The 19,842-nt window shown below is 38.1% G+C and carries 16 protein-coding genes and 1 other annotated feature; of the genes, 10 read left to right on the top strand and 6 right to left on the bottom strand.

Annotated features, from left to right (window positions below):
• The 4 genes from hemB to ysxE all read left to right on the top strand — a co-directional run bounded on the left by hemB (window position 1) and on the right by ysxE (window position 4,905).
• On the top strand, window positions 1-981 hold the full coding sequence (hemB, locus tag NSS81_RS05270; RefSeq protein ID WP_342432492.1) for a porphobilinogen synthase: 981 nt from the start codon (window positions 1-3) through the stop codon (window positions 979-981).
• A gap of 23 nt (window positions 982-1,004) precedes the next feature.
• A complete protein-coding gene (gene hemL, locus NSS81_RS05265) occupies window positions 1,005-2,291 on the top strand; it encodes a glutamate-1-semialdehyde 2,1-aminomutase (RefSeq protein ID WP_342432491.1) in 1,287 nt (428 codons plus the stop codon).
• 317 nt (window positions 2,292-2,608) lie between these two features.
• Window positions 2,609-3,763 (top strand): stage VI sporulation protein D, encoded by a 1,155-nt coding sequence (gene spoVID, locus NSS81_RS05260; RefSeq protein ID WP_342432490.1) that lies wholly within the window; start codon window positions 2,609-2,611, stop codon window positions 3,761-3,763.
• Between the two features lie 101 nt (window positions 3,764-3,864).
• Complete coding sequence (gene ysxE, locus NSS81_RS05255; protein WP_342432489.1) at window positions 3,865-4,905, top strand: spore coat protein YsxE; 1,041 nt, start codon at window positions 3,865-3,867, stop codon at window positions 4,903-4,905.
• 16 nt (window positions 4,906-4,921) lie between these two features.
• Here the strand turns inward: ysxE and NSS81_RS05250 are convergent, their stop codons facing one another.
• Window positions 4,922-5,119: a hypothetical protein gene (locus tag NSS81_RS05250; protein WP_342432488.1), complete on the bottom strand. Its 198-nt coding sequence runs from the start codon at window positions 5,117-5,119 to the stop codon at window positions 4,922-4,924.
• Between the two features lie 260 nt (window positions 5,120-5,379).
• Here NSS81_RS05250 and NSS81_RS05245 point away from each other — a divergent pair, with 260 nt between their 5' ends.
• Together NSS81_RS05245 and NSS81_RS05240 are read left to right on the top strand one after the other, a co-directional pair.
• On the top strand, window positions 5,380-6,714 hold the full coding sequence (locus NSS81_RS05245; RefSeq protein ID WP_342432487.1) for an O-antigen ligase family protein: 1,335 nt from the start codon (window positions 5,380-5,382) through the stop codon (window positions 6,712-6,714).
• Between the two features lie 91 nt (window positions 6,715-6,805).
• Window positions 6,806-7,043, top strand: a binding site (T-box leader).
• 43 nt (window positions 7,044-7,086) lie between these two features.
• The gene (locus NSS81_RS05240; protein ID WP_342432486.1) at window positions 7,087-9,729 is read left to right on the top strand and encodes a valine--tRNA ligase; all 2,643 of its coding nucleotides are present in this window, start codon (window positions 7,087-7,089) and stop codon (window positions 9,727-9,729) included.
• 309 nt (window positions 9,730-10,038) lie between these two features.
• Here NSS81_RS05240 and NSS81_RS05235 read toward each other — a convergent pair whose 3' ends face one another.
• Both NSS81_RS05235 and NSS81_RS05230 read right to left on the bottom strand, forming a co-directional pair.
• On the bottom strand, window positions 10,039-10,926 hold the full coding sequence (locus NSS81_RS05235; protein ID WP_342432485.1) for a hypothetical protein: 888 nt from the start codon (window positions 10,924-10,926) through the stop codon (window positions 10,039-10,041).
• Window positions 10,904-11,824, bottom strand: a complete 921-nt coding sequence (locus NSS81_RS05230; RefSeq protein ID WP_342432484.1) for a RimK family alpha-L-glutamate ligase — start codon at window positions 11,822-11,824, stop codon at window positions 10,904-10,906. The genes NSS81_RS05235 and NSS81_RS05230 overlap by 23 nt, the downstream gene beginning before the upstream one ends.
• A 174-nt stretch (window positions 11,825-11,998) precedes the next feature.
• Between NSS81_RS05230 and NSS81_RS05225 the strand changes: the two genes are divergently transcribed.
• The gene (locus NSS81_RS05225) at window positions 11,999-13,285 is read left to right on the top strand and encodes a folylpolyglutamate synthase/dihydrofolate synthase family protein (RefSeq protein WP_342432483.1); all 1,287 of its coding nucleotides are present in this window, start codon (window positions 11,999-12,001) and stop codon (window positions 13,283-13,285) included.
• A gap of 72 nt (window positions 13,286-13,357) precedes the next feature.
• Window positions 13,358-15,082 (top strand): sensor domain-containing diguanylate cyclase, encoded by a 1,725-nt coding sequence (locus NSS81_RS05220; RefSeq protein ID WP_342432482.1) that lies wholly within the window; start codon window positions 13,358-13,360, stop codon window positions 15,080-15,082.
• A gap of 150 nt (window positions 15,083-15,232) precedes the next feature.
• Here the strand turns inward: NSS81_RS05220 and NSS81_RS05215 are convergent, their stop codons facing one another.
• From NSS81_RS05215 to NSS81_RS05205, 3 genes are read right to left on the bottom strand one after another with little or no spacing between them, the layout of a single operon-like run.
• Window positions 15,233-16,519 (bottom strand): hypothetical protein, encoded by a 1,287-nt coding sequence (locus NSS81_RS05215; protein WP_342432481.1) that lies wholly within the window; start codon window positions 16,517-16,519, stop codon window positions 15,233-15,235.
• Window positions 16,516-16,992, bottom strand: a complete 477-nt coding sequence (locus NSS81_RS05210; protein ID WP_342432480.1) for a prepilin-type N-terminal cleavage/methylation domain-containing protein — start codon at window positions 16,990-16,992, stop codon at window positions 16,516-16,518. The genes NSS81_RS05215 and NSS81_RS05210 overlap by 4 nt, the downstream gene beginning before the upstream one ends.
• An 11-nt stretch (window positions 16,993-17,003) precedes the next feature.
• Window positions 17,004-17,468, bottom strand: coding sequence for a type II secretion system protein (locus NSS81_RS05205; protein WP_342432479.1), 465 nt, complete (start codon window positions 17,466-17,468; stop codon window positions 17,004-17,006).
• A gap of 266 nt (window positions 17,469-17,734) precedes the next feature.
• Between NSS81_RS05205 and NSS81_RS05200 the strand changes: the two genes are divergently transcribed.
• Both NSS81_RS05200 and NSS81_RS05195 read left to right on the top strand, forming a co-directional pair.
• Window positions 17,735-18,511 carry a UbiA family prenyltransferase gene (locus tag NSS81_RS05200; protein ID WP_342432478.1) on the top strand — a complete coding sequence of 259 codons (777 nt, stop codon included), beginning with the start codon at window positions 17,735-17,737 and terminating at the stop codon, window positions 18,509-18,511.
• 24 nt (window positions 18,512-18,535) lie between these two features.
• Window positions 18,536-19,834: a hypothetical protein gene (locus NSS81_RS05195; RefSeq protein ID WP_342432477.1), complete on the top strand. Its 1,299-nt coding sequence runs from the start codon at window positions 18,536-18,538 to the stop codon at window positions 19,832-19,834.
• The last annotated feature ends 8 nt before the right edge of the window (window positions 19,835-19,842 follow it).

The raw sequence follows: 19,842 nt of genomic DNA, 5'->3' as shown, positions 1-19,842 counted from the left end.
ATGGAAATTCAATTTTCACGTCATCGCCGCTTACGCTCAAGTGCGAACATGCGCTCACTAGTAAGAGAGAATCACTTAAGACCGGAAGACTTCATCTATCCGCTCTTTATTTATGAAGGAGAAAACATTCGTAATGAGGTATCGTCCATGCCGGGAGTGTTCCAGGTTTCTATGGACAACCTTGAAGCGGAGATGGAAGAAATCGTCGCACATGGAATTAAGTCCGTCCTATTATTTGGGATTCCTAAAACAAAGGATGCATGTGGCGAGCAAGCATTCCATGACCATGGTATCATTCAGGTGGCAACCCGTTTTATAAAAGAAAAATTCCCAGAAATGATTGTTGTCGCAGATACTTGCTTATGTGAATATACAAGCCATGGTCACTGCGGCGTGGTTGAGGGGGAAAAAGTTCTTAACGATGAATCCCTTGAATTGCTTGTAAAAACAGCCATTGCTCAAGCAAAAGCAGGTGCGGATATTATTGCTCCTTCAAATATGATGGATGGCTTTGTAGCAGCAATTCGTGCTGGCTTAGATGAGGCTGGTTTTAAGGAAATTCCGATTATGTCTTATGCGGTTAAATATGCTTCAGCATTTTACGGACCTTTCCGTGAGGCTGCAGAAGGAGCTCCGCAGTTTGGCGATCGTAAAACCTATCAAATGGACCCTGCAAACAGGATGGAAGCATTCAGAGAAGCAGAATCCGACGTGGCTGAAGGTGCAGACTTCTTAATCGTCAAGCCTGGTTTGCCATACCTGGATATTGTTCGTGATATGAAAAATACCTTCAATCTTCCAATCGTTATCTATAACGTAAGCGGTGAATATGCAATGGTTAAGGCTGCTTCAGCAAACGGCTGGATTGATGAAAAATCAACCGTTCTTGAAATGTTACTGGGAATGAAGCGTGCCGGTGCTGACCTTATCATTACGTATGCTGCAAAAGATGCATGTCGCTGGTTAAAAGAAGAACAATAATTACTCGAAAAGAGGGACTAAAGATGCGCTCTTATACAAAATCAATTGAAGCTTTTAAAGAAGCCCAAACCCTTTTGCCAGGCGGTGTGAACAGCCCCGTTCGTGCCTTTAAATCGGTCGATATGGATCCGATTTTCATGGAAAAAGGAAAAGGCTCTAAAATATATGATATCGACGGCAATGAATATATTGATTACGTCCTCTCATGGGGACCGCTAATCCTAGGCCACACAAACGACCGTGTGGTTGAGGGAATTAAAAAGGTTGCTGAGCTTGGTACAAGCTTTGGAGCACCAACATTGATGGAAAATGAACTGGCAAAGCTTGTCATTGAACGTGTACCTTCGATTGAGATCGTACGGATGGTATCTTCCGGAACAGAAGCAACGATGAGTGCGCTGCGTCTTGCACGCGGCTACACAGGTCGCAGCAAGATTTTGAAATTTGAAGGCTGCTACCATGGTCATGGGGATTCGTTGCTGATTAAGGCCGGTTCTGGGGTCGCTACACTCGGTTTGCCTGACAGCCCAGGTGTACCTGAAGGCGTTGCTAAAAACACAATAACGGTACCTTACAATGATTTAGAAGCGGTTCGGTTTGCGTTCGAACAATTCGGCGAGGACATTGCATGTATTATCGTTGAACCGGTTGCCGGAAATATGGGGCTTGTACCGCCACTTCCAGGATTCCTTGAAGGTCTTCGTGAAATAACTACTGATAACGGCACATTGCTTATTTTTGATGAAGTAATGACAGGTTTCCGTGTAGGCTATAACTGTGCACAAGGATTCTTTAATGTAACTCCGGATATTACTTGTCTCGGTAAAGTAATAGGTGGCGGTCTTCCTGTTGGAGCATACGGCGGTAAAGCTGAAATTATGGAAAAAATTGCGCCGGCTGGACCTATTTATCAGGCAGGAACGCTTTCAGGTAACCCGCTTGCAATGACTGCTGGCTATGAAACTTTAATTCAGTTAACTCCGGAAAGCTACGATGAATTTATTCGTAAGGGCGATCTGCTTGAAAAAGGAATTAAAGCTGCAGCTGAAAAATATGATATTCCTTGTACCTTTAACCGTGCAGGTTCAATGATCGGTTTCTTCTTTACAAATGAAGAGGTTATTGATTATGAAACCGCAAAGAAATCAAATTTAAAGTTCTTTGCAGCCTATTATCGTGAAATGGCTAATCAAGGTGTGTTCTTGCCACCATCACAATTCGAAGGCTTGTTCCTATCAACAGAACATACCGATGAAGATATTGAAAAAACTATTCAAGCAGTGGAAATTGCGTTTTCAAAACTTAAATAATTTAATTATTAGGCACTTACCTCTTTGGTAGGTGTCTTTTTTTGGAAAAACGGATGGTTAAATTACCGAAAAACGATGTTGCGCGGAATGTCTGCCAATTTCCGCGGAATGCTAAAGGAAGTCCGCGGAATCAGCCCAACTTCTCGCGGAATAAACCTCAAAACGCACGGAATCAGACGTCCGACCTCAAGTAACCTCAACCTACCCCCATCAAAAGCACCAAATCATTTCCAATCAAAACGATTTTTTTTGCCGATAGGCGGGTTTTTTATCATAAATAAAATCATACCTTCATAAATTGTAAGTGACATAGTGATTTGCGTAAATGGGAAACGAAAGGAGGAGTCGCTTTGTCTCAGGAGAATCAATCGTGCCTAAGATTTTCCTTGGAGGAATCTTTGTGGTTTAGAAAAGGACAGGAAGTCGATGAGCTTTTGTCCATTTCTTTAGACCCAGACATTACTATCCAGGAAAACGATCAGTACGTAACCATACGTGGTTCGTTAGAATTGACTGGTGAATATAAAAGCAACGAGGAAAACAATGGTAGTGAGGATGAGAGCGTAGCGAACCAAAAGTATGTCGAAAGAGTAGATGTTCGAGAAGAAGGAAACTGTGAATTTTCACATCGTTTTCCGGTTGATATCACCATTCCAAATAATCGAATTCAAAGCATTTATGATATTGATGTCATCGTTGATTCATTCGATTATTCATTTGCAGAACGCAGTTGTCTTAAGTTGTCTGCGGAACTAACAATTAGCGGTCTATATGACACAGCTCAAAACGAACTAGTGGCGGAAGAAGAGGATATTCTTCGTGAAGAAGTAGAGGAAGTGGTTGAAACGGAATCAGCACATGAAGAACTGCAATACGAGGTACTTCACCGTTACCAACCTGAAGACGAAGAGGAAAATCACTTCTTGTTTGCAGCAGAAGCAAAAAAACAGCGGGAAGAGGAGAAACAGGAAGCTGTTCCGGATCTGCCGACCTTAAATTATCAACCACAGAATGAACCAGAAGCCAAGGAAGAAGAACTCCAGCCTACGTGGAGCTTCCAAGAGTCCCGCAGTGAAGGAAATAAACCGCCGGCGGAGGTAATTGTCGAACAGGCAGAAGTTCTTGAATTCCATCCTGCAGAAGAGGAATCTCCAATCAAAGTGGAAGAGGTTGCATTGAAGGACGATGAAAGTTCTTCCTCACCAGAGCATACTCCAAAACATGTGCTTAAAAAGAAAGCTTCAAAAAAGAAGACGATGACGCTGACGGAGTTCTTTGCCCGAAAGGAAGAAGGCACTGAACAAGCGAAAGTAAAAATGTGTATTGTCCAAAAAGGGGATACACTCGATAACCTTGCCGATCGTTACGATGTTTCTGTCCCTAATCTGCTAAGGGTAAATAATCTTGAATTGGGTCAGGATGTGTATGAAGGGCAAGTATTATATGTCCCATACTCCTATGCGAAAAAATAAATAAGCTTAAAGACAGGTCTGAGCGGGTATAATTACCTGCTCAGCATCTTTTTAAGCGCATTGTCCCATTTCGTCTTATTTTTGAAAGTGAGTTGAGTGTCATGAATGACTCAAATCGGCTGGAAGCACTTGCTCCAATTTTAAATAATTATCAAGTAAAGCCGTATTTCGCAGAACAACAGGGCAGCATCCAAAAAATCTATTCAAATAAAGGGACATTTGCCTTAAAAAAAATCAACCCAGCGAACGGAACTGATTTTATCCGCCATGTGCATCAACTATATCAAAAAGGCTTTAACCGGATTGTACCAATCTTCCCCACGATGGATGGAAGGTATGCCGTCCTTCATGATAAAGCACTTTATTACCTCATGCCGTGGATGGAAAATGAAGTAAAGGAAGACCGGCAGCAAAAGAATAAGCAGCTCTTTCGTGAATTGGCAAGACTTCACACGCTTTCTGCGAAAGAAATCAAAGTAAATAAAGAAGAACGCGCAGAGCATTATGAAAAAACAATTCAGCAGTTTGAAAAGCATCAGGAATTTCTTGATGGCTATATTGACCAATGTGAACAAAAGACCTATATGTCGCCCTTTGAACTTTGCTATTGCTTGTACTATAACGAAATAAGTCAGGCGCTTGGTTATTCGAAAGCAAGATTTGAAGATTGGTATGAAAAAACAAAGGACAATGAAAAAGCGCGGATGGTCATCACCCATGGGAAGCTATCCTCTGAGCATTTCCTCTATGATGACAAAGGCTACGGTTATTTCATAAATTTTGAGGATGCCCACTATGGTGCGCCCTTTCATGATCTATTGCCCTACCTATCCCGTGCCTTAAATACCCAGCCAAAGCGGAATGATGAGGTAGTGGAGTGGATTTATCATTATTTTAAATTCTTTCCTTTCAAGGCAGATGAAAAGTTCTTGTTTTATAGCTATTTAGCTTATCCAATACCAATTATCCAAGTAGCAGAACGCTTTAATAAAAAGCCGCATCCAAAGAATGAATTAAAGTTTATCCGACAGCTGCAGCGCAGTTACTGGCAATTAAAAAATTCTGAGTATGTTGTAATGGAAATGACGAAACTAGATCAACAGGAACAGCAGGCAAAAGAAGGAGCCCAGCAGCAAGATTAATGCTAAGTGGGCTCCTTTAAACTACTTCAAAATAAAGCGAAACTGCTATCGCGATAAACACCGTTAATAAAAGAACATCAAAGACAGTAGGGATCAAAAGTGTCCGAATCAATTGAAACAGCGTAAATGGAACAATCAATTGCGCACAAACTCTTCGGCAAGTTCTAAACCAAGGCTGATAGGAGTATTTGGCGATGAACTTCCTCCTCTTCATTGAAAAACCGCTCCCTCTCCAAGCATTTATTTTATGTATATTCACAAGTAGGATAAATTCCCCAATTATCTTTCATTTCTTTTTGAAAAACAAAAACAGCATGATGAACGAATTTATATAAAATTTCATATTGAATTGTCCAATGATAAATGAAATAATAAAAAAGTTATCGAAATTTGGAAATATATATCCTAAATATAAAGGTTACTGGGTTAAAAGTACTATTACATCGGCCGCGAATGTTAAAAGGAGTAAATTAAATGTTTTGGTTTATCATTCTATTTCCCCTCCTCATTTACCCTTGGGGAATTGATCCCTACTACACAACAGTTAAGGCTAATTATTTATATATTTTCGTAATTGGGACTTGGCTGTATATCATGTTTAGGAGAAATTACCGTTCTCTTATGCCTGAAAAGCACGATAAAAATGTGGTTATTCTATTACTGATATTCTTAACTTTGATAGAAATCTCAACAGCTTTTTCTTCACGATCTTATACATCAGTGTATGGCTTGATTGACCGTAAAGAAGGACTGCTTTCTTTCTTTTCGTATTGTAGTATTTTTCTATTTTCCTATCGGCTAATAAAAGTGGAAAGAATCACCAAATTAATTACAGGTATGGCGATTGTATCTGGTATTGTTTCAATATATGGAATACTACAGCATTATAAATTAGATTTTCTTCCAAGAAATAGTGCGATGAGAAATTACGGTGGAACCTACACTTTCTTTGATAATCCGAATTTTTTTGGTTCTTATCTAGTGTTAGCCATATTAATCACAATCCCCATTTATTTAATTGCTAAGGATCGAAAATATCAATCACTATATTTTATCTCTCTTTGTTTAGCCTTTATTGCACTGATTTTTACAAGAACAAGAAGTGGATATCTGGGTGTGTTCTTTGGAATTGTGTTAATTTCACTCTTTGTAGTTGTTTTTCGAAAATATCTTTGGAAAAGATGGGCAGTATTATTAACTACATTGGCAATCATCTTATTTATCATTAATTATACTGAAAAAGGTCACTATATTGATCGTATGAGTACGGTTGTAACAGAGTCTTATCAGATTGCAACAAATAAAAGTACTGGCCATGAAGGCTCAAATCGCTTTTTCATCTGGAAGGAATCGCTACCTTTAATCAAAGAATACTTTTGGATTGGTTCAGGTCCGGATTCATTTGAATTCGTTTTTCCAGCAACCCCAGAAGAACGTCAAGAATTCTTAGGAAGCCCTAGCATAATAGTAGATAAAGCACATAATGAATATTTACAAATTGCGGTTACATTAGGAACACCAGCACTCCTGACGTATTTACTTTTCATAGGAATTATTTTAAGGAAGGCATTTCAAGCAATAAAAGCGACGAAAGGCAATGAAAAAATCCTCTTGTTTGGCTTAATTTCTACTATACTTGGTTATCTTGTCCAGGCATTTTTTAATATTAGTACGGTACCGGTAGCGCCATTATTTTGGGCAATCCTAGGTATTACTCTGGCTAAGTCGTCATGGCATCTTAGCAGTGAAAAAGTACATGCAGGTCAAGAAGGATCTTTGCGAGTTAAGGATGAGAATCAAAGTGCTTAACCTTTGCATAGAGTATAAAAAATAAAAAGTTTGGCTATCATTATTGACGTCTAGAGCCTTTTTTGGGTAGTATAAACAATATAAATTAAAAGCAAATGCACAGACAGGGAAGAGTACGATGTTAACCTGCTTCAAGAGAGGAAAACCATTAGCTGAAAGGTTTTCTAAGTAGAGACTCGGAAGGTCGCCCTCGAGCTTCTTTAGCGAAAGGATTTTTAAATCCGATTAGTTAAAGACGGACTAAGTCCGTTATCCTACTTGAGAGCCAATCATTTTATGATGATTGGAAAAAAGGTGGTACCGCGAAACAAACTCCATTCGTCCTTTTATGACGAATGGGGTTTTTTGTTTTTTAAAAAGGAGGAAAATTCAATGGAAACAAAGGAATTGACGATGCCAACAAAGTACGATCCACAAACGATCGAACAAGGGCGCTATGAATGGTGGCTAAAAGGAAAGTTTTTTGAAGCAAAAGGTGATGAGAGCAAACAGCCTTATTCGATTGTTATTCCGCCGCCAAACGTTACTGGAAAGCTTCATTTAGGGCATGCATGGGATACGACATTACAAGATATCGTTACACGAATGAAACGGATGCAGGGCTATGATGTTCTTTGGCTACCGGGAATGGACCACGCGGGAATTGCTACCCAGGCGAAGGTAGAAGAAAAACTTCGCAGCGAAGGCAAAAGCCGGTATGACTTAGGACGAGAGAAGTTTGTTGAGGAAACATGGAAGTGGAAGGAAGAATATGCTTCACATATTCGCCAGCAGTGGGCAAAGGTTGGCTTAGGACTAGATTATAGCCGTGAGCGGTTTACGCTTGATGAAGGACTGTCTAAGGCCGTTCAGGAAGTTTTTGTTACCCTTTATCAAAAAGGTTTGATATATCGCGGTGAATACATTATCAACTGGGATCCTTCAACAAAAACAGCCATCTCTGATATCGAGGTTATTTATAAAGATATTCAAGGTGCTTTCTATCATATGAGATATCCGCTAGCAGACGGTTCAGGACATATTGAAATTGCAACCACTCGCCCTGAGACCATGCTTGGTGATACCGCGGTTGCCGTTCATCCGGAAGATGACCGCTATAAGCATTTAATCGGTAAAACGGTAATCCTGCCAATCGTTGGTCGTGAAATTCCGATTGTTGGTGATGATTATGTTGATATGGAATTCGGTTCCGGAGCGGTAAAAATTACTCCAGCACATGATCCAAATGACTTTGAAATCGGTAATCGCCACAACCTGGAGCGCGTTCTTGTCATGAACGAAGATGGTTCAATGAATGCGAAAGCTGGTAAATATCAAGACATGGATCGCTTTGAATGCCGCAAGCAAATTGTGAAAGACCTTCAGGAACAAGGCGTTCTATTCAAAATAGAAGACCACATGCACTCAGTAGGACACTCTGAACGCAGCGGAGCGGTTGTTGAGCCTTACCTATCAACACAATGGTTCGTTAAGATGCAGCCGCTTGCGGACGAGGCGATTGCATTGCAAAACAAGGAAGAAAAGGTTAATTTTGTTCCCGATCGATTTGAAAAGACTTATCTTCGCTGGATGGAAAACATCCGTGATTGGTGTATTTCAAGACAGCTTTGGTGGGGCCATCGGATTCCTGCTTGGTACCATAAGGAAACCGGTGAAATCTATGTTGGCAATGAAGCGCCAGCTGACAGTGAAAATTGGGAGCAGGACAAGGATGTATTAGATACTTGGTTCAGTTCAGCTCTTTGGCCATTCTCAACGATGGGCTGGCCTGATAAGGAATCTGCGGATTTCAAGCGCTATTTCCCGACAGATGCACTTGTAACAGGCTATGATATCATTTTCTTCTGGGTATCGAGAATGATTTTCCAAAGTATTGAATTTACTGGCGAGCGTCCATTTAAAGATGTTCTTATCCATGGACTCGTTCGTGATGAGCAAGGGCGGAAGATGAGTAAGTCGTTAGGTAATGGTGTTGATCCAATGGATGTTATTGATAAGTATGGTGCCGATTCACTGCGCTACTTCTTATCAACTGGAAGTTCACCAGGGCAGGATTTGCGCTATAGTACCGAGAAGGTAGAATCAACCTGGAACTTTGCCAATAAGATTTGGAACGCTTCCCGTTTTGCATTGATGAATATGGACGGAATGAAGTTTGAAGAAATCGATTTTAGCGGTGAAAAATCCGTTGCTGATAAGTGGATTCTTAATCAGCTAAATGAAACAATTGAAACCGTAACGAGACTGTCTGCACGCTATGAATTTGGCGAAGTAGGCAGGGCGCTTTACAACTTCATTTGGGATGATTTCTGTGACTGGTATATTGAAATGGCGAAGCTCCCGCTTTACGGTGAGGACGAAGCGGCTAAGAAAACGACCCGTTCCATTCTTGCACATGTATTAGATCAAACGATGCGCCTATTGCATCCGTTCATGCCATTCATTACCGAAGAAATCTGGCAAAACCTTCCTCATCAAGGGGAGTCCATCACGATTGCGAAATGGCCGGAAGTAGATCCTGCTCTTACCGATGCACAAGCAGCGCAAGAAATGAAAATGCTAATGGAAATGATTCGTTCTGTTCGGAATATCCGTGCAGAGGTTAATACGCCAATGAGCAAAAAAGTTAAAATGCTTGTTAAGGTAAAGGATGAAGACATCCTGAACGCACTAGAGAAAAACCGCGGCTATATTGAAAAATTCTGTAACCCGGAAGAATTACAAATCGGTACAGACATCGAAACACCTGATAAGGCAATGACGGCGATTGTCACTGGCTTAGAAATCATCCTTCCGCTTGAAGGCTTGATTAACATTGATGAAGAAATTGCTCGCCTCGAAAAGGAATATGAGAAATACTCAAAAGAAGTCGAAAGAGTCGAAAAGAAGCTAAGCAACGAAGGCTTTATGAAGAAGGCTCCTGAAAGTGTTGTTTTAGAAGAACGTGCAAAAGAAAAAGATTACCGAGAAAAAAGAACAATGGTGGAAGCACGGATAAAAGAGTTAAGAGGATAATTTTTAGGGGTAGCCTTTATGTAAGGCTACCCCATTTCTGATAGTCGTTATTGTGTAGATTGGAGCGGTGTAGACTTTAATTATAAAGTTCATGAAGCCCACTTTTACGAAAATTTCACGAAAGAGGTCCACATGGAGCGTTCATGAAGCCCACTTTTACGAAAAATTCACGAAAGAGGTCCTCATGGAGCGTTCATGAAGCCCACTTTTACAGAAAAATCACGAAAGAGGTCCTCATGAAGCGTTCATGAAGCCCACTTTTACAAAAAAATCACGAAAGAGGTCCTCATGAAGCCTACTTGCAAGAGTTTACCTACATTCTATCGACTTCTTTATATAATCCATATACAGTGCAGCCGCATTCACATCAGAGGTTGAATACAATGAGCGGCAACCGACAACATCCTCGATTTCATTGAATAACAGGTCGCCTTGTTTATTTAAAAGAAAATCAATCCCGATAAAATCTGCTTTCAGACTAGAAAAAATCCTTCCTACCAGCTCCAATTCAGACTCATTTAATAGGTAGGGGCGAACGGTACCACCTAATGTGTAATTTGCTTTAAATGATGTAGTTGATTCACGGAGAACGGCTCCTATGACTTCATTACCAAGTACAAACACTCGAATATCCTTCCCAGGGTTATCAGCAAATTCCTGCAACACAAATCTTTTATTTGGTAGCTCATGCAGTTTGTCTAAAATCTCCTCTACTGAATGAACTAAGTATACTTCTTTCCCACCGCGGCCATCGGATTGTTTTAAAACCATCGGAAAGGTCAATGCCAAGTCGTCACCGTCAAACGTTTCATTGGAAACAAAATAAGTATCTAACATCGGAATTCCTAACCCAGCGATATACTGGTAGGTTACCGCTTTGTCATTGCAAATTTCCGACACATAGGCAGGATTAAAGCAAGTAATCTTAAGCTGTTCTAGCTGTTTAGAAAGCAGTGGATTGATCGTTCTCATAATCGCAAAGCTAATATCTCCCACATCAGAAATAGGATGGGTGAGGGAAAGTTTATTTCCTGTTACTCCAAAGCTCAGATCTTCCTCAAAAACAAGCTGTAACGAAATATCCTGCAGCCTTGCTTCTTCTAGTAACATCTGGATGAAGCCTTGATTACGCTCTGCATCGGTCTTTTTATATATAAGCAAGCCCTTTCCACTCTCACACATTCTTAGTTTCCTCAAGATGATTAATAATAAAGTCAATCATATAATCTGCCACCCAAACCCCCGTGCAATCATAGATATTACGGATATGGGCATTAGAGTTAACCTCACAAATAATCGGTTCCTCATTTTCTCCAAATAAAATATCGATACCAGAAAAATAGGTCCCCATAATCTGTGAACATTTTACCGCTAGCTCGATTTGTGCAGCAGTTGGTTCATAGATTTCCATTCTGCCGCCGTTCGAGACATTGGCTCTAAAATCCGTTTCAGAATGCCTGTACATGGTGGCAACTGCTTGATCACCAACAACATTAATACGAAGATCTCTGCCATGACTGGAGCGAATATATTTTTGAAATAAAAACGAAATACCAGATAATTCCTTGATTTTATCGTAAAACTCGATTTCGTCCTGTATTAAATAGACCTTCATTCCAAAGGATCCATGGACTTCTTTAATTATCATCGGAAAGCCGAGCCGGCTAATAACGTATTGATAATACTGGTTGTCTCTTAGCTCAAACCCCTTATAAACCTTTGGGGCAATAATCGTTTCAGGAATGGGCAGTCCATGGTTTGCTAACGTCTGATACATAATCGCTTTATTATCGCATCTTTCAATGGCTGAAATCGGATTGTAGACAGGAATACCTAACTGCTCCAATTGTCTGCCAAGGAGGATATCTTTATCTAAGAAGATGACAAAATCGGGCTTTTGCTTTTCATCAACAATAACACCCAAACGTAAATTTCCTTCACAAATTTCCATCGTCAGTTCATAGTTTTTGTAGATCTCACAGCTAATATTTTTCCGTTCAGCGCTTTGTTTAATCATTTCTGCTTGATCAATAAATTTTTCAGAGGTAAGACTGCCGTTATAAATAACCCAGCAGGAGAGAGTGTGATTTATCATTGTTTGCTCCTTAATGTACGAAACTAGATACAAGTAAATCTAGTACTTCATAGAAATTATCGTTTAGCAAATTTTGGTTCGGTCTAATTAATTACACCTGCTAATGTATTGAAGTATAATGATATTCTAACGTATAAAAACCAACTGTGACAACAAAAGAGAGGTTATTTCAATATGATTAAGGGCTTCAATCAAATAAAAGAAAAGTTCGACATACATACGAAAACAGAAATTAATTTGGGACTTAATAGAATCGAAAATTTTTTAGCGCTTCTAGGAAATCCTCACCAACACTTAAAGGCAGTCCATATTGCTGGTACAAATGGGAAGGGTTCCACGCTACAATTTCTCAGAAATATTCTGAAGGAAGCAGGCTATTCTGTCGGAACGTTCACATCACCACATATTGAAGATGTTAAAGACCAAATAAGTACAAATGATGGGCCGATTACCGAAGAAAAGTTGGATGAAACATTAAACTATATGCTATCAAATATTAAAGACAAGAAAGAAATTGAACGCTTAACCGACTTTGAATTACTAACGGTCCTTGCGATTATTTATTTTTCTGTTATTGCTAGCCAGGATATCGTTATTTTTGAAACGGGGATGGGTGGGTTAACAGACTCAACTAATATTATCTCCCCGCTCTTGTCCATCATTACGACAATTAGTCTGGAACACACGGCCTACCTTGGTGAAACGCTTACGGATATTACTTACCAAAAGGCAGGGATTATTAAAAAGGAGATTCCTTGTATTACGGGGGTAAAAGATGAAGCGGCATTGAAGGTAATTAGGGAAAAGGCAGTAGACTGTCATTCAAAATTGTATGTATTGAATGAGGACATATTGATTGCAGATAATGGAGATGACTTTACAGTCCAAACCCCACTAGGAAACTACCAGCATCTACAGCTAGCGATGAAAGGAAATCACCAAAAGGAAAATGGCTCATTGGCAATCATGGCAGCAGAGGTGTTGAATAGAGAGAATCATTTTCATATCGAAAAGAAACATATTAAAAAAGGATTAAAACAAACCCTTTGGCCAGGAAGGTTTGAGCTTGTTTCTGAAAGTCCTGTGATTATACTAGACGGGGCACATAACCCAGCGGCAATGGAACGACTAGTAGAGACACTCCAGCAAGAATACCCAAACCATAAATTTCAGTTTATTTTTGGAGCTTTAAGAGATAAGAATACGAGAGTAATGATTGAAATGCTCGATAATCTTGCTGAGAAAATTACTTTTGTCGACTTTGACTTTCCACGCGCAGCGTCAGCAACACAACTAGCAAGTATAAGTTCATTGGCTAATAAACATTCATCAATCAATGTTTCCGAAAGTCTATCACTAGAAATCAACCAGCTTAAAAAGGAAGATATATTGGTATTAACTGGTTCATTATATTTAATTTCCGAAGTGAGACCAATTTTATGTAATTATTTAGAAAAATAAGATGATTCCTTATGACAAGCCTTCATTTATTTGATAAAATGTCTTTAGCGAATTAAAGAGAGGGAGGATGGGATGAGTGTAAATACACGCACAAAAAAATTGCTTTTCCTTGTATGGGTGTTAGTCGTACCTGCAGGGATGTGGTATATATATAATGCTTTTCCTCCTACATTCTCTGGCCAATGGTTTGATATCTTCGCATTTTTGTTTCTATTTTCAATTGTCGGTGCGATGCCAATCACTATTAATGGTGTAAGCGTATTTTTAATTCAGTGGGTTTCACTTGCTGCTTTTTTAAGATTTGGGTTATTTGCAGAACTGATCTTTACACAGGTTGCCGTTATGGTATTACTAATAAAATTAAGAATGCATAAGTCAGAGCTCTTTCGGGTGCCGCTTAATTCGATTATGTTTTTTATTATTTCCTTAGTAAGTGGTGTCATTTATTATCAGTTAGGCGGTCAAACAGGACCCGATTTTTTGACGAATCCTAACTCACTATGGATCGCAGCTTTATATCCGATTGTAGGTTACTTTATCAATCAAGTGATATTTTCGTTTTATTTATATGTTATTTATAAGAGCAAGGAATCTTTCTTTGGGAAGGATTTCGTTGTTGAGACGATTACTACCATCGTCACTTTGCCACTTGGGTTTGTATTGTATATCATGTATAACCAATTGGGATTATTGGCCTTATTCTTTATCGGCATTCCCTTTATCAGTTTATCCATCATATTTAAACTATATTATTCTAGTGAAAAAGTTAATGAGTATTTGCAGAAAGCGGCTGAAATCGGCCATCAAATGGCCGAGCGTCTTCAGGTCGATGATGTAATTGATTTGTTTATACAGAAAATAACCGGAATGCTTCCTGTTGACTATGCGTATATACTCGATGTTACGAGTGGGGACAAACTGCAATTGATTCGCAGGATCGAGGGCGGTAATGTGACGGATGGAACTGAAAGTATGCCAACCGTAAAAAGAAATGAAGGTATTAGCGGACAGGTATGGGATACGGGCAAAGCAGCAATCTACACTTCGAGGAAACAATGGAGTACGAATACGAAGGGGTATATTCCTGATGATTCGGAAAGTATCTTAGCGGTCCCAATTGTTAGAAATAAAAAGGTGATTGGCGTACTCATGCTTGCTTCAAAGCGAAAACGGGCTTATGAGAAATCCCAATTGATGATTGTCGATATCCTTTGTTCCTATTTGGCGGTTGCGATTGAAAATGCAAAGCACTATGAGTTGACAAAGATTCAAAGCGAACGTTGCGCCCTAACGAAATTATATAATTATCGTTATTTTGAAAACCTTCTCAATGAAGAATTTGAAAAGTTATATAGATTTGAACGTAAAGAATTATCGTTAATCATCCTAGATATTGACCACTTCAAGGAAGTAAATGATACCTATGGCCATCAAAGCGGAAATGAAATCCTCTTCGAGCTGGCAACAAGGTTAACTAAGCTGGTGGGAACATGCGGAACAGTAGCACGATACGGCGGCGAAGAATTCGTCGTTCTCCTGCCTGAAATATCAAAAGTAGAGGCTTTTCAAATGGCAGAATTGATTAGGCAAACGATAGCAGATACTCCATTTACAGTAACCGAATCACTCGATCATGACAAAACAAGACAGCAGGTTACTATCACCGCATCAATTGGAGTTGCAACTGCGCCGGAAGATGCTGAAGATTCGCTTGCATTGATCAGGCATGCAGATAGGGCATTGTATGTTGGAGCGAAGCGGGCTGGTAGGAATCGGGTGGCAGAGTATATTAAATAAATAGAAGGTTCCCTAAATAATGTGGTACCTATAGATAGGACACTTAAAAAAGTGTTTCATCTATAGGTACTTTTTATATAATTAAGATATGGGTAATAGCGGAACTAATATGAGATAAGTGACTTACCTTTTTTATATGTTCTATTTCTTCTAATAATCTACAATATCTATCGTAGTAGTAATTTCATTTGGCCAGTTGATTTGATAGGAAGCAGGCACACTACTTCCACATTGTGCTAAAAACACATCATCGGTAGTCCCGCCTAAACCACTTACTGGTACCCAGCCATAAACTTTATCTTTTCCATTTCCTGACACTAGGTCCCATTTATTAACTGTCCCTTTAACAAATAAACTATTGCTAGCAACAGAAAAATTATTATAGCTATATACAAACAGATTTCTGTTAATACACATTTTAGAATTATTTGTAACAGTTAACTTGTTAACATAGGCATCTTGACCGACATATAGAAAAGAATTGTCCAGAGTTAAGTGATTTCCATTTTGTCCATTGTCACTGTTGGAATTATTAGATTCATCGTCATCAGATTCATTGTCATCATCATAATTAAAGTTTTTAAAGTCGTATTTTACAAGTATTCTTGATTGAGTATCCATTCGTATCTGTCCAAGAAAAGTTAAATTTCCTTTTGTTTCCATCTTCAAGGTAGAAGAACTATTCATATTTTTATCAGCAGTTATGGAGCCTTCAGCATGAATGCTTAAGTTTGATGATTTATTTGCATTATCATTTACAGTGACGGACCCGTTAGCATCATTTGAGTAAATTGTTTGGTTACTCAATCCTTTACCGTTTGTTATGGTTTTATAGTCCCCAGTAACAATGGTTCCACCTTCACTGGATATTTCATTGTAGTTAGGTAATACTTTTTCATTAGTTGTTGAAGTTGTTTGTTTAGAAATAGGACCTAAATTAAGTGACATTTTAGTAGATAGTTTTGTTTCTTTTTTATCCTCATATCCTAATATATCAAAGGATATATTTATTTCATGGGATGTTAAGTCAGGGACCGCACTGAAATTTTTAATTTTAAAACTAGCATTCGGATGTTCTTCAATTAAAATTGGAGCTCTTTCACTTGTATTCGGAAATTCTTTAAGTAGTTCTCCTGCCATTATCTCTGTCGCTGTACTTTTTAAGGTAGATTCGAGTGGGTTTGTTCCTAATAAAGTCCTTACTTTATTTGAAACATCTGTTTGTTTTGATTCAAAAAGCTTTTGAACTTCAACCTGATAAAAGGATACCCCCATTTCAGCAGCTGACACTGATCTCGTAGATTTCTCCAGTATTTGATTTTGTTTTGTGCTTGAAAAGGCCTGTCCCATGAAAGAAACGGATAAAATTGTAAATATCGTTATGATAAATAGGACAGTAACAAGAGCATACCCTTCTTCATTTTTTAACTTTTTCATTGATAATCAGCACCCTTCACTCGATAGAGAAATGTATCTATCGTTATTTCATTTTGTTTATTATTTTTGTCACTTGTGTTCAACTTTATAGCGACATTATGTCCAGTCTTATTTGGGATTATAGTATTTGAAACAGAGTTAGTAATCTCAAAATTAAAACACATGTTAGGATGACTTAAAATTTCTGTTCTAGTAACAAGATTTGGATCAGTTGGGTTATCCTTAATATTAACAGTAATATCACAATCAGAGTTGGTATTTAATATGTCATATCTTCTAGCCGTAGTATGAATCTTTTTCAAATTAGTAATTAAAAGATTTGTTTCTTGGTGCATCTGATTTTTGCTTATCGCTTCATGTGAAAATGAAAGGCCTTGAAAAAACACACTGTAAATAATTACACTTACAGTAGAAAGAATTGTTAATGTGGCTAACACTTCGACTAAAGTCAAACCACCTTGTTTCTCTTTCAATTCTATTCCTCCTATCTTTTTACATATCCATAAGTTTCACTTACAACGTTGCCTTTATCATTAAATAGTTTTATAACGATTTGGTGTAGATGTGAACTTTTTGAACTATTGTTTGCAGCCTTTTTTACTTTTATCTGAACATCGTATTTATCTTGTGTGGTTTCAAAATAGTAGTATTCAGAAAATTCATCAGGATCGAATGTTGTGTAGTGTAGATAATTATTCACATGCTTAGGTAAAAAACCTGAGGTTTGCGTCGATGATTTAAGGAATGTTTGAACATCAGTAGAGTCTTGCCAATTTATTAAAATTTCCTTAGCAATATTTGTGGCTTGGGCCTTGTCTTCGTTAAGGTTATTCACCTTTCCCATTTGTGGGAAAATACTCATAAAAGTGATTAAAACTACAGATAAAAGAGTTATCGATACTAAAATCTCTACGAGAGTTACACCTTTTTCACTGTTCAAACTTTCCATATAATCCATTCCCTTCTTGGGAGAAAATAGTAGTAATTAAATTGCTAGATATATTTTAACAGATAGTGTAAACAAAATTTAACAAACGTCAGTATTTTATACCTACAAATGTTTTCCAGCTTCTTTTAAACTTGTTAAAAGTATTATACAATATCTATTAGGCGAATTTTGTCTAATTTTTGGATAAACTTACAAAAAATAATTTAATTTGAGAGAAAATGTAGTTTAATAGAATATACCTATAAATTATGAGAGGGAGTGGATGAATGCAAACAATCATTTGGGCCTTTGGGTCTATGTTGATTTTAATGTTGATTATAGCCTTTTTACCGCTAGGATTCACTTTAAAAGGGAAGTTTTTTGTCGTATTAACTGGTTTTGTGCTCGCACTAGGAGGACTTGCAGCCACCACATCCTTTCCAATATGGGCAATATTATTGATGTTACTAGTACTAGCCTTTTTCGCGGCATACATGATGGATTCCCGTATTGCAGCAATGGTCTATGAAGAGAAAGACATAGTTGAAGAAGTGATGTTTGAAGATATTGAATTACCATTCGCATCTAAACAAAAAGAAAATACTCCTGAAATAGATTCACTAGAATTATCAGAATTAGAAATTGTAGTACCTGCTTTGACAAAAACAGCAGGTAATTTAAAGCCTGAGGCGAGCACAACTTCTACAGAAGAAAATGACAATGCTTTAGGATTAGATGAAGATATTTCCTTTTTACAGGAGCGCGATAGCGAAATAGAAGCAGAACCTGAAATTGATGATGCCGAGGTTGAGGTTAGTTATCTTTCCGATATTGAAAGCATGCTGCTTGAAGATTCTGTTGAAAGTCAAGAAATGGAAGAAGGCTGCCTTGATGAGTTAGCAGACATGAAAGAGATAAATGAAAAAGAAAAAGTAGATATTGACGATAACCAAATAGATGAGTCAGAACTTGAGTTGTTATTTGATACAAAAGAGGTTGCAGCAGGTCGTGAAGATAATTTAGAAGAAAACAACTCCAAGCGAGTAGTCGAATTGCAGAAATAAAGGGATATGCAGGGGGCAGAGATTATGGTTAAAAATCAACGATTATTGAAATTATTCGTTGTGCTTTTTTTCAGTTCGGCATTTATGTTTAGTACGACTCATTTTGGTGTACAAGCCTTTGAAAAATTCACTGATGACGGAAGCTATTCTGAAGGAACAACTGTAGGGTCATTAGATGTTACTGGGAAATCAGAGAGTGAAGTGATCAGTTTATTAGAAGAAAAATATCTTGATTGGGTAAAAAATACGAAAATAGAACTTCAATATAGTGAAAAAATTGTGCCATTCGACATCAACCTATTTCAGTTAGATTCTACACAAACAGTTAACAACATAATGGACGGACAGCCGAACGCTGCAACCATTACGATCGAGTTGCTACAAGTTGAGGAACAAATTCAAATTTTATTTCCGCAGGTAGACAGTAATGAATTAGAACTTTCAAAGCTTACGAATGATTTAATACAAACCGCATCCCAATTCGAAACCGGTTCATATAGCTTTAATCTAACAGGTGATTATCAACTTGCTGACGCAGCACAAAAAGATGCAGTCATCAATGAGGCTGTATTAAAGTTAAAAGAAATTCCATTTGATTTAGAATCAGTGATTGAAGCGAATCCAGAAATCACCATTGCTGAGGAAGCAACTTTTTCTCTATTAGAATTTGCTAAGCAGCAGAGTAAAGAAAAATCAGATTCATTAAATGTAATTGCAACGGGTATTTATCAAGCTATTTTACCAACGAATTTCGCAATTACTGAAAGAAATATCAGTAGCGTACTGCCAGGTTATGCGGTTTTAGGTTTTGAGGCAAGGGTTAATTTTGCACAAGGTGCAGATTTAGTAATAGTAAATCCAAATAAAACAAAATATATCCTTGAATTTAAACTTGAAAACAATAACTTTAAAGTAACATTAAAGGGCGAAAAGTTCCTTTATGACTATAAAATAATAAAAAAAGATGAACAGCAACTAAAGCCGAAGACGATTCTCCAATACAGTCCACTAGTCCTTCTTGGGAAAATAAAGGTAAAAACGGTTGGTGCTGACGGTCGAATCATCAAGGTTTATCGCGATATTTTTCAAGGAAGCAAGTTAGTAAACAGTGAACTAATATCTGAGGATTATTACCAGCCAACATACCGTGTGGAGATACATGGATTAACGGGAACGACTGATGGAAATCAACCAATCAGTGGAATTGAACCAACCGATGTAGTGGATCCAACTGGAAATCAAACACCGTTACCATCTGACATACTGCAACAGGGTCTTGAGGATGATGAACTTTGGGGGAATCCGAATGAGCAAGCAAAGTAAGGTAGTTA

The organism is Neobacillus sp. FSL H8-0543, from assembly GCF_038592905.1.
GTDB lineage: Bacteria > Bacillota > Bacilli > Bacillales > Cytobacillaceae > Neobacillus.
Note: the sequence above shows the minus strand (reverse complement) of the source record. Positions and strands in the feature narration are given on the sequence as shown.